A 13,598-nucleotide genomic window follows, 5' to 3' on the forward strand; every position below is an offset into this window, starting at 1 on the left:
CCGATAGAAAGCACCCCAAAACGACTATGAGCAAACGGCATCCGCTTTGGCGGATGCCGTTTGCTCATTTATAGATAGGTTTTAATGGGGGTTGACTCATTCATTCGGGCCGTCATACGCCGCGAACTCTCCGGGGAACAGCGTGTCCTCGACGATCCTTGCGCAGTCGATGACACATCCGCGGCAGCTGCGCAGCCGGTCGGTCACGCCGTCGGTGCCGCGCAGGGTTTTGCAGACGATGGTCGTGTTCATCTCTGTAAACTTGTCGGACATCCGGCGGCCCAGCTCGAAGGTCGAAAGCTTGGTGGCGGGCTTTTCGAGATTTCCGTCGCTGTTTTGCAGGCCCGCCAGCAGCACCATGGCGCAGACGCTGCCGCAGGTCTCATACATGCCGGCCACGCCGAGGCCGAAGCCCTCCGATGCCCGGAAGGCCGTCTGCTCATCCATTCCCAGCAAATCGCTGTAGGCACATACGACGGCCTGACAGCAGTTATATCCATTTTGATGCTTCTGTGCGGCAATGCCGACTCTGCTCTCTTTCATATCTATTCGCTCCTTTATAACAATGATGCCGCCCGTTTTGGAGGGCGGCTCTTCCCTCTTTACCAGATGCCCAGCAGATGCTGTGCCAGCAGGCTGACGCCTGCGATGCCGATCCAGCAGCAAAGGCCCATCAGAATCGGCTTGCCGCCCGTTTTGACCAGTTTCACCACGTTGGTGTTGAGCCCGATGGCCGCCATTGCCATGATGATCAGAAACTTGCTGAGCTCCTTGATCGGATCGGTGACCATGGCCGGAAGCTGGAAGACCGTTGTGATAACCGAAGCGAGGATGAAGAACAGCACGAAGAACGGAAAGATCTTTTTCAGCTGCACCTTGTTTCCCGATCCGCGCTCCCTGCGGGTGCGCACAAACGCCAGCACCAGCGTGATCGGGATGATGGCCAGCGTCCGGGTCAGCTTGACAATCGTCGCCGCCTCCAGCGTGTTGCTCAGATACATGCCGTCCCACGCCGCGGCCGCCGCGGTCACCGACGAGGTGTCGTTGATCGCCGTGCCGGCAAACAGGCCGAAGCCCTCATTGGAAAGCCCCAGGAGGCCGCCGAGCGTCGGGAAGATCAGCGCCGCGACAATGTTGAACAGGAAGATGACCGAAATCGACTGCGCGATCTCCTCATCGTCGGCATCAATGACCGGGGCGGTCGCCGCGATTGCCGATCCGCCGCAGATGGAGGAGCCGACGCCGACCAGCGTCGAAATTTTGGCCGGAATCTTCAAAGCCTTATGCAGCACAAACGCGATGATCAGCGAAACGGAGATGGTCGACAGGATGATCGGCAGGGACTGCGTGCCGGTCTTCAGGACGACCGACAGGTTCATGCCGAAACCGAGCAGCACCACCGCGGCCTGCAGAATCTTCTTGGATGTAAAGGTCACACCGGGCTGCAGCCGGTCCTTCTTCTTTAAAAACAGCGTCAGAACCATACCCGCCAGAATCGCAAATACCGGGCCGCCCACGACCGGCAGAAGCTTGCCCAACAGCCATGCCGGAACAGATATGCCAATGCAGAGCAGCAGTCCGGCCCAGTTTTGTTTGATAAAATTCATGCATTCTCCTCCTTTATCGTGTTTCTATTATAGCATCTCTGCACCATTATGTAAAATGATGATTCTTTATTTATCGATAAAAATATGTTATGATATAGAAAAGGAGGGAAACCGCATGCTGGATTTCCGTATCGATACATTCCTGATGGTATGCAAGCACATGAATTTCACCCGGGCAGCTGAGGAGCTGAACATCACACAGCCCGGCGTTTCTGGGCATATCCGGCAGCTTGAGGACAGCTACGGCGTCAAGCTGTTTCACCATGAGGGAAAAAAACTGACATTGACCGATGCCGGCCGGCTGTTTCTGGAGACCGCCCGGACCATGAAGCACGACGAACGCTATCTGAAAAGCCGGCTCAGCCTGCTCGGCGGACGGCGCAGAGCGCTGATCTTCGGCGCGACGCTGACGGTCGGCGCGTTTGTGATGCCGGCAGCCATTGCGCGGTACCTGAAACGCCATCCCGACGCGCCGATTGAGATGCAGGTGGCCAACACCAAGGAGCTGCTCAGGCGGGTGGACGACGGGACCATCGATTTCGCGGTTGTGGAGGGAAACTTCTCAAAGCACAGCTATGACCACCTGACCCTTGAAACTGACCGGTACATCGCGGTCTGCGCGCCGGATTACAAGTTTCACAAGCCGGTCAGCACGGTGGAGGACCTGTTTGGCGAACGCCTGCTGCTGCGGGAATCCGGTTCCGGAACCCGTGAAATACTGGAGAAGCATCTTGCATCGCTCGGGCGCAGTGTCCGCGATTTCGCCGGTATGGTCGAAATCGGCAGCGTACACGCGGTCAAGCAGCTGGCGAAAGCCGGCTGCGGCATCACCTTCCTGTATGAAGCGGCGGTGATGGAGGAGCTGCGCACCGGCACACTGAAAAGAATCGATCTGGAGGACCTGCACGTTCTGCACGCCTTCAGCTTTTTGTGGCGGAAGAACAGCGCCTTTTCCGCGGATTACCATGCGCTGTTCGCCGAGCTCTGTGAACGGGCTTCCGATGCCCATCTGTGATGGCTATTTCTGTATAAAATGGATTCCACAGACGCAGCAATATCGCTTGACGGTTACAGATTCAGAATCTTCTCCGATGTAATTGTTGTTGTATATAAATTTAGATAACATAAACAGGTTCTGGAACAGCGTTGTGCTGATGTCGCGAACGAACGGCACAATGCATGCAGATAACAATTTTAAAAGACTCTACCCTTGCAATATCAACAAAATCACATAGTAAAAGCCCATCTGCAAGCAGATGGGCTTTGGCGCGCTGTAAGGGACTCGAACCCCTGACCTACTGGTTCGTAGCCAGTCACTCTATCCAGCTGAGCTAACAGCGCAATGATTAAGATACCTTCGGTCTTCTCTCAGGTACTCGAATATTATAGCACAAATTAAAGAGCTTGTCAACAGGTACCTCGGCGGATTTCTGCCAATTCCGCCCTGATTTTTCTTCTTCCGTCGATACGGAACCTCCTGTATTGAAAACCATCTCTCAGTTTTTTCAGTTTCACTTTAGCACGGCGATCAAACATCATATCTGTTTTATAATGGTTTATCAGAAATTCCGTAGAAATTTGCTATAAATCGTAGAAAATTGCATGTACAATTCCATTTTTCTTCTTTACAATGATAGATGTCAACATTTTTTCTGTCCGAAAAGGACGCATATAACATCTTCACATCAGCGGCCAGGTTTAAATGGTCCCTTCAAAAACGCTTATTCCGCCGGCCGGGCGATATCAAAAGAAAAACCGGCCGTGGTGTCCTAAGCAGTTCTGCACCGTCCGCTGATGTAATCGGCAAGCTTCCGCCATCCATTCCAACATTTTTACAGAAAGGGGATGCCTATCAACTTCGTATCAAACGGATCGTTCCATCATTTCATACGAACATGAAAGGAGATTTCTTATGAGACTGTTTAAAAAGCTCGCGGCGATATTCCTGAGCGCCGCCGTCATGTTTTCCGCTTTCCCTGCGGCAGGGATGCACGCAGCCGCCGCGGACGCGGAAGCGTTCTGCTATCTGGAGGACGCCGGGATCCTGAGCGCAACCACCGGCTGGGGCAGCGTCGGCTACGGCAAAACCACAAACGGCACCACCATGGAGCTGTTCGACAAAGAGAATGGCGGCAACCGGCAGTTTTCGCACGGCATCGGCGTCCACGCCCATTCGGAAATCGTGGTCAACCTCGAAGACTGTGGGTACAGCGCCTTTGAAACGTATCTGGGCGTCGATGTCAACGGCGACAGCAAATGGCTTGACCGCGGCAGCGTCAATTTCAAGATTTATCTGGATGACACGCTTGCCTACCAATCGGGAACCCTGAAGGTGGGCGACGGGATGCGCGCCGTTTCCATTCCATTGGGGGAACATAAGCGGCTGAAGCTTGTGGCGGACCCGGACGGCAGCAATGCGGCGGACTGGGCGGATTGGGCGGACGCCCGCCTGATCCTGGACCCGGCAAAACAGAACAACCTGAAATCGGTTCAGCTTTCCATCGATCAGCCGCTGCTTCCCGTTGGAGACGCTTTGGAAACCACGCTGCGGGCGGTACGCATCAACGGCAGCGAAGTCGATCTGACAAAGGAAGGCGATGTGACCTATCGTTCCAGCAACGATGCGGTCGCATCCGTCGATGAAAACGGCCGCGTAACCGGTCTTGCGGACGGCATTGCCGACATCACCGCATCGGTATCGCTGGACGGCATTGTAAAAGAGTCCTCTGCCGCCGTCATTGTCGGCACCGGCGCGACCGATCATTCCTGGCCGACCCTCTCCCCGGACGGCAGCAACATGATCCTGTTTGTGCAGAACGGGAACGGGTCTGTCGACTACTTCGTATCCCGGAACGGCAAAAGCGTCGTGAGCGCATCCCCGACCGGGCTTATCACCAGTCTCGGCGATTTTACCAGCGGCCTTACGTTTGTATCGGCCGATACCAGTGAAATTTACGAGGAATACGACATGACCGCGGGCAAGCAGTCCCATGTCGTGAACCACGCAAATGAAACCACCCTGCACTTCGAAAAGGACGGCGTTGCCTTTTCCATTGTCAGCCGCGCCTATGACGACGGCGTCGCGTTCCGTTACATCATCACCGGAAAAGACGGAGAGAAGATGGTGATCGATTCGGAGGAAACCGGTTTTGCGGTGCCGGACGGCTCCATGACCTATGCGCAGCCGTATTCCACCGACGACTATGAAGCCTCGTATACGCAGCAGGATATCTCAGCGGTCAAGGGCAACTACGGCTGGACCTTCCTGTATCGGACCCCATCGGATGTGTGGGCGCTTCTCGCCGAGGCCGAGCACACGCCGCAGTATGCGGGCATCATGCTTCAGTCCACCGGCGACGGCATGCTGAGCACCGGCTACACCCCGCAGGTGGGCAGCAAGAGACCGGAGACCGCCGCCCCGTTTGTCTCGCCCTGGAGATCGATGATGCTTGGCGATCTCGAAACCATCGCGAAAAGCATGCTGGTGGAAAACCTGAGCGCGCCCTGCCAGATCGAGGACACCAGCTGGATCAAGCCCGGCATCTCCGGCTGGACCTGGCTCAACGGCGACTCGACCAGCAGCCCGGATGTATACAAACGGTATATCGACCTGGCCGCGGAGATGGGCTGGGAATACATCACGATGGACGACGGCTGGAGCGCCGGGGGGCGCACAAGCGTGGAATTCCCGGACTGGATGGACGACCTGATGAACTACGCCAATGAAAGAGGGGTCGGTCTCTTTGCCTGGCTGCCGAAAGATGTGGTGAACACGCCGGAGAAGCAGGAGGATGTTTTCTCGAGACTTTCCGCCAAGGGCATCAAGGGCGTGAAGATAGACTGGTTCGGCGGGGAATCCCAGAGCATCCTCACGATGTATGACCAGATCATGCGTTCCACCGCAAAGCACCATCTGCTGGTCAACCTGCACGGCGCCAACCTGCCGACCGGAGAGAGGCGGACCTGGCCGCATGTGCTGACCAGGGAGGCGGTGCGCGGCGAGGAGTGCCGCAATCCGCAGGCCGCACAGAACACCATTCTGCCGTTTACCCGCAATGTCGTGGGCGGCATGGACTACACGCCGCTGTGCACCGGATACAGCCTTTCCGACGCGCATCATGCGGCTATGGGCATTCTCTTCGAAAGCGCGGTCCAGACGCTGGCTGGAAAACCGGCTCAATACCGGGCCAGCGCGGCTTACGATCTCTACCGCAATCTTCCGGCAGCGTGGGACCAGATGGAGGTGCTGGAAGCCGAATTGGGATCGCATACCACCATCGCGCGCAGAAGCGGCGCGGACTGGTATATCGGCGGCATCAGCGCGGATGCCCGGAGCAGCAGCGTCCCGCTTACCTTCCTCGACGACGAAACCTACTATGCCTACATCTATCAGGATGGAAAGGACAACCGCTCCATCGATTTCCGGATACAAAAGGTCACCCGGGAGGATTCCCTGCCGGTTTCCATCTGCCAGTCGGGCGGCTTTGCCGTCAAGCTGACAAAAACACCGCCGACACAGGCCGAATCCATCCAGCTTGACAAGACTCAGCTGACATTGGAAGAGGGAAGCTCCGATCTCATCACCGCAGTCCTGTCCCCATCGGATGTCGACCTGACAACGGTCACCTGGTCTTCAAGCGACGACAGCGTGGCATCGGTCAGCGGCGGACAGGTGAAGGGACTGAAGCCTGGAAAGGCGGTCATCACCGCAGCCACCGGCATTGATGGTACGATTACGGCACAGTGCAGCGTGACGGTCATCGGCAAAACGTTCACCATGAAGGAAGGCTGGTCGATTATTCGGGAAGACCCGGATTTCTGGGAGCTGAACGGGACCAACCGCCTGACCATCCGCACCCAGCAGGGAGACCTTTACGGCTCCGCGAAGAGCACCAAAAACCTGATGGTCACGCCGGCGGGCGCCGGGGAGGATTTCACCGTCACCACCAAGCTTTCCTTCGCTCCGACACAGCACTGCCAGTCCGCGGGCATCATGGTATATGCGAACGACGAAGAGGCGTTTGTACTGTTCCGCCGGTATCACCGCAGCCTGCTGTCCGGCCAGCCGAACGTCATCGCAACCCTGAACAAGCGCTCCAGCTCGTATTCTGGTGAGCAGGCCATTGCCGATCCCGCAATTGGGGAGGATATTTATCTGAAGATTGAGAAGCAGGGCAATTCCCTGAGCGGATATGTCAGCACCGATTCGCAGAACTGGACACTGGTCAAATCCACCGTCACCAACGACGCGCTCGCATCCGCGGATGTAAAAGTCGGATTGTATGTGGGCACCGGCTCCAGCGTTGTCGATTCCATCCCCGCAGTCTTCACCGATTTCGCGGTCAATGGAACGGTGGTTCCATTTGCCGACTATACCGAAGGCTTCAACACCGATCTGGAGATGCAGGACGGCTTCCTCTTCACTTCGCCGCAGTCCGCCGACCTGCTCAAGGAACAGTTTACGCAGTTCGGCGAGATTGTCGTCAAGGATTCCAGCGGCAGCATTCTGGACGGCGACAAGGTTGCATCGACCGGATGCACCGTGGAGCTTGTCTATCAGGGCGCTGTGTCCGCCTCCGCCGCCATCGTGGTCAAAGGGGATGTGGACGGCGACGGCAAGAAGAGCGTTCTCGATCTGATCACCATAAAGCAGTATATCCTGCGTTCACAAACGCCAAACCGCGCCGCGTTCCTGGCCGCAGACTATGACGGCAGCGGCAGGATCGACATCTTCGACCTGCTTCATGTCAAGCTGGATATCCTGAACGGCGGAACCTTTGACTAACCATACATGTTTTAAAGGGATGCGATACAGTCTTTTCTGTATCGCATCCCTTCTTTTGCCCGGCAAACTCTGGGCATCTTTTATAATTCTCCAGTTTTTCAGTATTGATTTGCTGTCTGAGATATACGGCGGACAAACAAAGCGTATGGCACAGCGATTGCTCCGCCGCAGGCGGGCTCCCTTAAACGGCCTTTCTTGATACCTTCTTTGGCCGGCCGAGAAGGTACCGCCTCCTTTCCAAGGTTTTTTGAAAGACAACGTGCAACCGCTGAGATACGGCGATGGGCTTATCCTTTAAAATATCCCGGCAAATAAAGATGATACTTGTTAAGTGTTTAAAACAGATGAAAAGCCGTGCATCCTTTCCCAAAAGGATGCACGGCTTTATAAGGTTTGATATCTTTTATCATTGAATGATTAAACCGCCAGCAGCTTCAGCTCTCCATCCTCCGCTGTCAGCTTGATGATTGACAGATTGTGCTGTTCGTCGTTGTCCAGCAGCAGGCCGCAGATCTTATCCTCGACCTCCTTGCGGATGATCCGGTAGATGTCTCTCGCGCCGCTCTGCTTGCCGAAGGATTTCGACGCAATCAGATCCAGCGCGGACTGTTCGTATCCGAACTTGATGTCCCGCTCCTCCAGCGACTGCTTGAATTCATCCAGCAGCAGCGCCGCAATGCGCGCATAATCCTTCTCGTCCAGGTTGCGGAAGACCACAACCTCATCCACACGGCCCAGAAACTCCGGCCGCAGGAACTCGGAAAGCGCCTTCATGACCTTATCCTTGACCACCTTGTTCGGCTGCTTGTTGAAGCCGACCGTGCCCTCTTTAATCTGAGAACCGGCGTTGGAGGTCATGACGATGACGGTATTTTCAAAGCTGACCGTCCGGCCGTGCGCGTCGGTGATCCGGCCCTCGTCGAGAATCTGCAGCAGGATGTTCATGACATCCGGATGCGCCTTCTCGATCTCGTCGAACAGGATGACGCTGTATGGCTTGCGGCGCACCTTCTCGGTGAGCTGTCCCGCCTCGTCGTAGCCGACATAGCCCGGCGGCGAGCCGACGATCCTGGAGACACTGTGCTTCTCCATGAATTCGGACATGTCCAGACGGATCAGAGGGTCGGCCGTGTCGAACAGCTCTTCAGAAAGCACCTTGACCAGCTCGGTCTTTCCGACGCCGGTCGGGCCGACAAAGATGAACGACGCCGGCCTGCGCTTCGGGCTGATCTGCACGCGGGTGCGGCGCACTGCGGCCGCCACCAGCTCCACCGCCTCATCCTGGCCGATGATGCGCTTCTTGAGCGCTTCATCGAGCTTTGCAACGCGCCGAAGCTCGGTCTCCTTGATCTTGGACGCCGGAATGCCGGTCCAAAGCTCGATGACCTTCGCCAGATCGTCGTCGGTCACCGCGGCATCCAATGCCAGCGGCTCCAGATCCTTCTGTTTCTGCTGCAGCTGCAGCTCGCTTGCACGCAGCTTCGCGGCCTGTTCGTAATCGAGCGTTTCCGGCTTCGCTTCCATCTCGTCGATCTGATTGTTGAGCTCTGCAAGCTCGCGGGAAATTTTATCGTATTCGTCCAGGTATTTGTTCTTCAAAGAGGCACAGGAACATGCCTCATCCAGCAGGTCAATGGCCTTATCCGGCAGGAACCGGTCGGTGATGTACCGCTCGGACAGCACGGTCGCCTTGCGCACAATCGCATCGGACACCTTGACGCGGTGATGGTTTTCGTAGTAATCCTTGATGCCCTTCAGCACCTCGACCGTATCCTCGATCGACGGCTCGTTGATCGTGACCGGCTGGAAACGGCGTTCAAGCGCCGCATCCTTTTCGATGTATTTGCGGTATTCGTTGAAGGTCGTCGCGCCGATGACCTGAATCTCGCCGCGGGACAGCGCCGGCTTCAGGATGTTGGCCGCGTTCATCGTGCCCTCGGAATCCCCGGTTCCGACCAGGTTGTGCACCTCGTCGATGAACAGGATGATGTTGCCGCAGGCCTTGACCTCATCCACCAGCCCCTTGACGCGGCTTTCGAACTGGCCGCGGAACTGCGTGCCCGCAACCAGCGCGGTCAGATCGAGCAGGAACACCTCTTTGTCAGAAAGCCTGCCCGGCACATCGTTCGAGACGATCTTCTGGGCGATGCCCTCCGCAATGGCGGTCTTGCCGACGCCCGGCTCGCCGATCAGGCAGGGATTGTTCTTGGTCCGGCGGTTCAGGATCTGAATCACACGGTAGATCTCCTTATCCCGGCCGATGATGCGGTCAATCTGGCCGTCGCGCGCCTTCTTGGTCAAATCCACGCAGTAGCTGTTCAGATACTTGCGCTTCGACTGCTTCTGCTGTGCGCTTTTCGGATCCCTTTTTTCCTTTTTGACCGTCTCGGACGCATCGTTTCCGGCAGCTTCCGCGGTCGGCATCATGGCGTTCTTCGAGAACATCTCGCCGAGCGGGAAGGTCTGCGCGCCGCCAAGCTCGAACATCGCGTTTGCATCGTCCGGGCTCATCGAGTTCATAAACTCGGTGTTCATGTCCTCGATCTCCTCGAGCTGCTTGTCATCCAGTCCCAGCTTTCCGATAAAATCGTTGGCCGGCTTGATGCCCAGCTTCTTGGCGCAGGTCAGGCAGTAGCCTTTGGTCTGGCCGGTGCCCTCCGCGATGAATACAACGGCGGCCCGTTTTTTGCATTTATCACAAATCATATAGTACCCCTTTAATTGTTGGAAATTTAAGCGAGAACCGGAAACAGGACCGTTTCCGGAATATGAATGCGCCCTTCAAGCTTCGATTGAAGGGCGGATAGCTTTCAGAATTATGGCTGCTCCTCTTCGGACGCCTGGGCATCCGGAGCCTTGTTCAGGCGCATAAAGACCGGGATGTACATCACAAACGCAAAGATCATAAAGAATGCGGAAATGATGACCAGCGTATACACCAAACCGTGCGGCAGCTTCGGAAACGCGACGATCAGCAGCATCACCACATAGAAGATGACGGTGCCGGCCTTGCCAAACCACTGCGATGAGGTGATTTTGACCTTCTTCACCATCAGGCGGGTTCCGGCGATCAGCATCAGGATCTCCTTGAGGACGACGACCGCCAGGAAGATGGTCAGCCACGGATAACGCAGCGACACGGCGATACAGACCGACAGCTGGGTCAGCTTGTCGGCGAGCGGATCGATGATTTTGCCGAACTGTGTGACCATTTTGTATTTGCGTGCGATAAAGCCGTCCAGCACATCCGTCACACCGGAAACGAGCAGGACGACCGCGGCGATGATAAAATACGGCTGTTCCGCGGCGCCGATGTACAGCACCAAAAACACCGGAATCAGAATGATTCTGAAAATCGAAAGCATGTTGGGGATGTTGATCCCTTTTTTTCTCTCTGTTTGTTCCATATAGTCCTCCCAAGAACACAGAAATGACGATAACCGGCCGGGATGACAGGTCCCGTGCCGTCTCATTTCCATCTCTTTATCTACTCTTTAACGCTTCTTCCGGCCATGCTTTCAGGAAAAGCCGCCGGCCAGCTCCTTCTTCTACTTCCCCATATTTATTAAACTACATTATAACATACCCACCGGCAGGTAACAAGTTCTAACTTCAAATTTATCTGCGGCCCTTTGTGAATTTAGTTCGAATAAAAAGGAATTATCTTTCTATTTATCCATCTGAACCCATCAACCAGAAGAACAGGCACTTGACCAGATAGGTCTGCTCGATGCCAGCCGCACACTGGATATGCCGTCTTCGGGGAAGAACCAGAGCACCACAACCACGAGCAGCGCGACGGCTCCCTGGATAAACCCGGGCAGGCCGTTTTAAAGAATCGTTAGAACGAACCCCGCAGCGGAACAAGAATGCACCTTCCTGTTTCTCCATCGGCCTCCATTTACCAGAAAAACAGGTACTTGACCAGATAGGTCTGCTCGATGGCGAGCCGCACGCTCGATGCGCCGTCTCCCGGGAAAAACCAGAGCGCCACGTTTGCGAGCAGCGCGATGACCAGCAGCACGATGGCTCCCTGGATGAAACCGAGCACGCCGCCCAGAAAATAGTTGAACGGGCCCAGCAGCGGAATCCGGTTGACAAACCGGAGCGAACGCATCAGCCTGCGCACAAGGAACATGCACAGCGCAAACAGGATGCAGAAGATAACCGCGCGGATCATACCGGTGACAACCGGCGCAACAACCGTGTCGACAAAGGTGGCCGACATATTCTGCACCGAGCCGGACAGGCCCGCGGTCTCAAAGCCGGCCGATGCGACCGCATTGGAGACGTAGCCCGGCAGCGTGTCGATAAAGCCCTGCAGCGAAGCCGCCAGGTCCGAGGTGTTGAGCTGCGCGGAAAGGCTCGTAACCATGTTATCCCGCAGGAACTGCGTAAATATGAACTGGGATACGGTCTTTGCTACGAACATCGCGGCCGAAAAGGCCAGCAGATATCCCAGAAAGGATACCACCGTTCCGGCAAAGCCGCGTTTTGCGCCGCGCGATATCATATAAATCAAAATCGCAACGGCGACGATATCCAGGATGATGGGAAGCATAAACAGCCCTCCTATCCATTCTATGTAGTGGACACAGAATCAGAAACTGTGTCCGGGCCTTAAATCCAAATGGCGCCGCGTTTTTCTCTGCGGCATAGGCTCCTACTGCTGAACCTTGAGGATATTGGAGGCGTCGGCGGCATAGATCGTCTCGTTGGCGGTCACCAGAATCTTCTGCAGCGGCCTTTCAAGCCCGATTTCCTTCACCAGCTCGCCGTCCATATTGTAGCACAGGATTTTCTCATCTGTCAGCAGATAAATCCTGTCGTTTTGTACCGTCAGCTGTTTGACGGCCTGCTCGAGCACCACCTCTTTCGAAGCCTGCTTGTTTTGGTCAAGCAGGACCAGCTTGTTGTCAATGTCCTCCTTCGACCCGCCCAGAATCAGAGCAGTCCGCTCGCCGGCATCGCTGTAATGGTAGAGCTTCTGATCGGCATAATCATAGACCGCCTTCTCCTGGCCGCCCTCATCAATAGACAGCGCCCTTTTCTCCCCAATCAGCTTGATCTCCCCTTTTTTATAGACAGCCGACAGAATCAGCTCATCCGGCAGTTCGTACCTGCCGAGCGGCTCCTCCTGATCGAATTGGAAGATGGTCACCGCGCTGATCATCCTGCCATCCTGCGCGTTGACGGAACACACCGCCATGCGGCTCTCATCCGGCGAAAACACGACATCACTGACAAAACCGGCCGCGCTGGAATAACGGTACAGCTCCTCGAGCTGCGGGTCGAACACCGTGACCACCGCCGCGCTGGACTGTGACCCGGTCACCACCGCAAGCTTGTTTTTCGGCGACAAAACCGCCGTCGTAATCGGATAATCAAACGACTTTTTGTATAAATCAGTATCTTTTAAACGGATGGTAACTTCTTTTCCACCTCGTCCAAACAGCGCGATGCGTTCCTTGTTGGCAGAAACGCGCGCCTTGGTCAGATTATGGGGGGTATCGAAAATCTGCGCGCCGCCGGAATCAAACAGCGCAAAATTGCTTTGTGTCAGCACCACGCAGTTGTTGTCCATTTCATAGAGCCCGATCAGATCGCCGACCGGCAGACTGCGCGGAAAGGATTTTTCAGAGGAAAGGCCGTCCACATAGCCTTTGAGTTCATCCTGCACCTTCTGGTTGTGCCATAAAAACACCACAATACCTGTCAGGATGATCACAATACCCAGAATGATCAGGCTTCGGATCATCTTTCGCTTCCGTCGCTGCCGGCGCAGCTGTTCAATGCGGGTTGCGTTTGCCAATCAGGTTCACCGCCTTTCAAATTTTTAACCGGCAAAGCCGATTACTTTCTATCAAAACGCCGGTCAAAACCGGCCGGTTTTTTCATCTTCATATGAGCCATCCAGCTCTGTTGAAATACGGGTGAGGAAGATATTCTCTCTCCACAAAACAGAACCGTCCATCGGGAAAGAGCCATTCCTCCAAAGCGTGGCAGAAGCAATGAGGCTAAACGTCAGTTTTTTGAATGGGATGACGCCGCTTGCAGCGACAGTGTCATGAAACAAAAAGGCACAGTACATCGCGGGGCCTCTGATCCGAGCCATTGCGGGCACAAATCCGTCATCTGGAAGCTGAAACTACCCAACTCAAAAAAAGCTGCGTGATTGGGGGATTTTTAAGGGGGAGGCAGTCCCC

9 protein-coding genes and 1 tRNA gene are annotated in these 13,598 nt (G+C 55.5%); 2 read left to right on the forward strand and 8 right to left on the reverse strand.

The window, feature by feature from the left end:
- Nucleotides 1-96: 96 nt before the first annotated feature.
- Nucleotides 97-543, reverse strand: coding sequence for a C-GCAxxG-C-C family protein (locus tag BN348_RS11535; protein WP_040198178.1), 447 nt, complete (start codon nucleotides 541-543; stop codon nucleotides 97-99).
- A gap of 59 nt (nucleotides 544-602) precedes the next feature.
- Nucleotides 603-1,607 (reverse strand): YeiH family protein, encoded by a 1,005-nt coding sequence (locus tag BN348_RS11540; protein WP_040198179.1) that lies wholly within the window; start codon nucleotides 1,605-1,607, stop codon nucleotides 603-605.
- Between the two features lie 115 nt (nucleotides 1,608-1,722).
- Between BN348_RS11540 and BN348_RS11545 the strand changes: the two genes are divergently transcribed.
- Entirely contained in the window at nucleotides 1,723-2,622 is a 900-nt protein-coding gene (locus BN348_RS11545; protein WP_040198180.1) for a LysR family transcriptional regulator, read from the forward strand.
- 249 nt (nucleotides 2,623-2,871) lie between these two features.
- Here the strand turns inward: BN348_RS11545 and BN348_RS11550 are convergent.
- Nucleotides 2,872-2,948 (reverse strand) — tRNA-Arg (locus BN348_RS11550).
- A gap of 571 nt (nucleotides 2,949-3,519) precedes the next feature.
- Between BN348_RS11550 and BN348_RS11555 the strand changes: the two genes are divergently transcribed.
- Nucleotides 3,520-7,392 (forward strand): glycoside hydrolase family 97 N-terminal domain-containing protein, encoded by a 3,873-nt coding sequence (locus BN348_RS11555; protein WP_040198181.1) that lies wholly within the window; start codon nucleotides 3,520-3,522, stop codon nucleotides 7,390-7,392.
- Nucleotides 7,393-7,809: 417 nt separating this feature from the next.
- Here the strand turns inward: BN348_RS11555 and BN348_RS11560 are convergent, their stop codons facing one another.
- From BN348_RS11560 to BN348_RS11580, 5 genes are all read right to left on the reverse strand, one after another.
- Nucleotides 7,810-10,098: an ATP-dependent Clp protease ATP-binding subunit gene (locus BN348_RS11560; RefSeq protein WP_040198182.1), complete on the reverse strand. Its 2,289-nt coding sequence runs from the start codon at nucleotides 10,096-10,098 to the stop codon at nucleotides 7,810-7,812.
- Between the two features lie 110 nt (nucleotides 10,099-10,208).
- Nucleotides 10,209-10,799 carry a CDP-alcohol phosphatidyltransferase family protein gene (locus BN348_RS11565; RefSeq protein WP_040198183.1) on the reverse strand — a complete coding sequence of 197 codons (591 nt, stop codon included), beginning with the start codon at nucleotides 10,797-10,799 and terminating at the stop codon, nucleotides 10,209-10,211.
- A 494-nt stretch (nucleotides 10,800-11,293) separates the two neighbouring features.
- The gene (locus BN348_RS11570) at nucleotides 11,294-11,953 is read right to left on the reverse strand and encodes a CvpA family protein (RefSeq protein ID WP_040198184.1); all 660 of its coding nucleotides are present in this window, start codon (nucleotides 11,951-11,953) and stop codon (nucleotides 11,294-11,296) included.
- Between the two features lie 102 nt (nucleotides 11,954-12,055).
- Nucleotides 12,056-13,204, reverse strand: coding sequence for a DUF5711 family protein (locus BN348_RS11575; RefSeq protein WP_040198185.1), 1,149 nt, complete (start codon nucleotides 13,202-13,204; stop codon nucleotides 12,056-12,058).
- Nucleotides 13,205-13,267: 63 nt separating this feature from the next.
- Nucleotides 13,268-13,507: a hypothetical protein gene (locus BN348_RS11580; RefSeq protein ID WP_156136509.1), complete on the reverse strand. Its 240-nt coding sequence runs from the start codon at nucleotides 13,505-13,507 to the stop codon at nucleotides 13,268-13,270.
- Between the last annotated feature and the right edge of the window lie 91 nt (nucleotides 13,508-13,598).

Origin of the sequence: Candidatus Soleaferrea massiliensis AP7, from assembly GCF_000820765.1 — a bacterium.
Lineage (GTDB): Bacteria > Bacillota > Clostridia > Oscillospirales > Ruminococcaceae > Soleaferrea > Soleaferrea massiliensis.

Coding starts and splice junctions, on each gene's coding strand:
- BN348_RS11535 (WP_040198178.1), bottom strand. CDS start 543: ATGAAAGAGAGCAGAGTCGGCATTGCCGCACAGAAGCATCAAAATGGA.
- BN348_RS11540 (WP_040198179.1), bottom strand. CDS start 1,607: ATGAATTTTATCAAACAAAACTGGGCCGGACTGCTGCTCTGCATTGGC.
- BN348_RS11545 (WP_040198180.1), top strand. CDS start 1,723: ATGCTGGATTTCCGTATCGATACATTCCTGATGGTATGCAAGCACATG.
- BN348_RS11555 (WP_040198181.1), top strand. CDS start 3,520: ATGAGACTGTTTAAAAAGCTCGCGGCGATATTCCTGAGCGCCGCCGTC.
- BN348_RS11560 (WP_040198182.1), bottom strand. CDS start 10,098: ATGATTTGTGATAAATGCAAAAAACGGGCCGCCGTTGTATTCATCGCG.
- BN348_RS11565 (WP_040198183.1), bottom strand. CDS start 10,799: ATGGAACAAACAGAGAGAAAAAAAGGGATCAACATCCCCAACATGCTT.
- BN348_RS11570 (WP_040198184.1), bottom strand. CDS start 11,953: ATGCTTCCCATCATCCTGGATATCGTCGCCGTTGCGATTTTGATTTAT.
- BN348_RS11580 (WP_156136509.1), bottom strand. CDS start 13,507: ATGGCTCGGATCAGAGGCCCCGCGATGTACTGTGCCTTTTTGTTTCAT.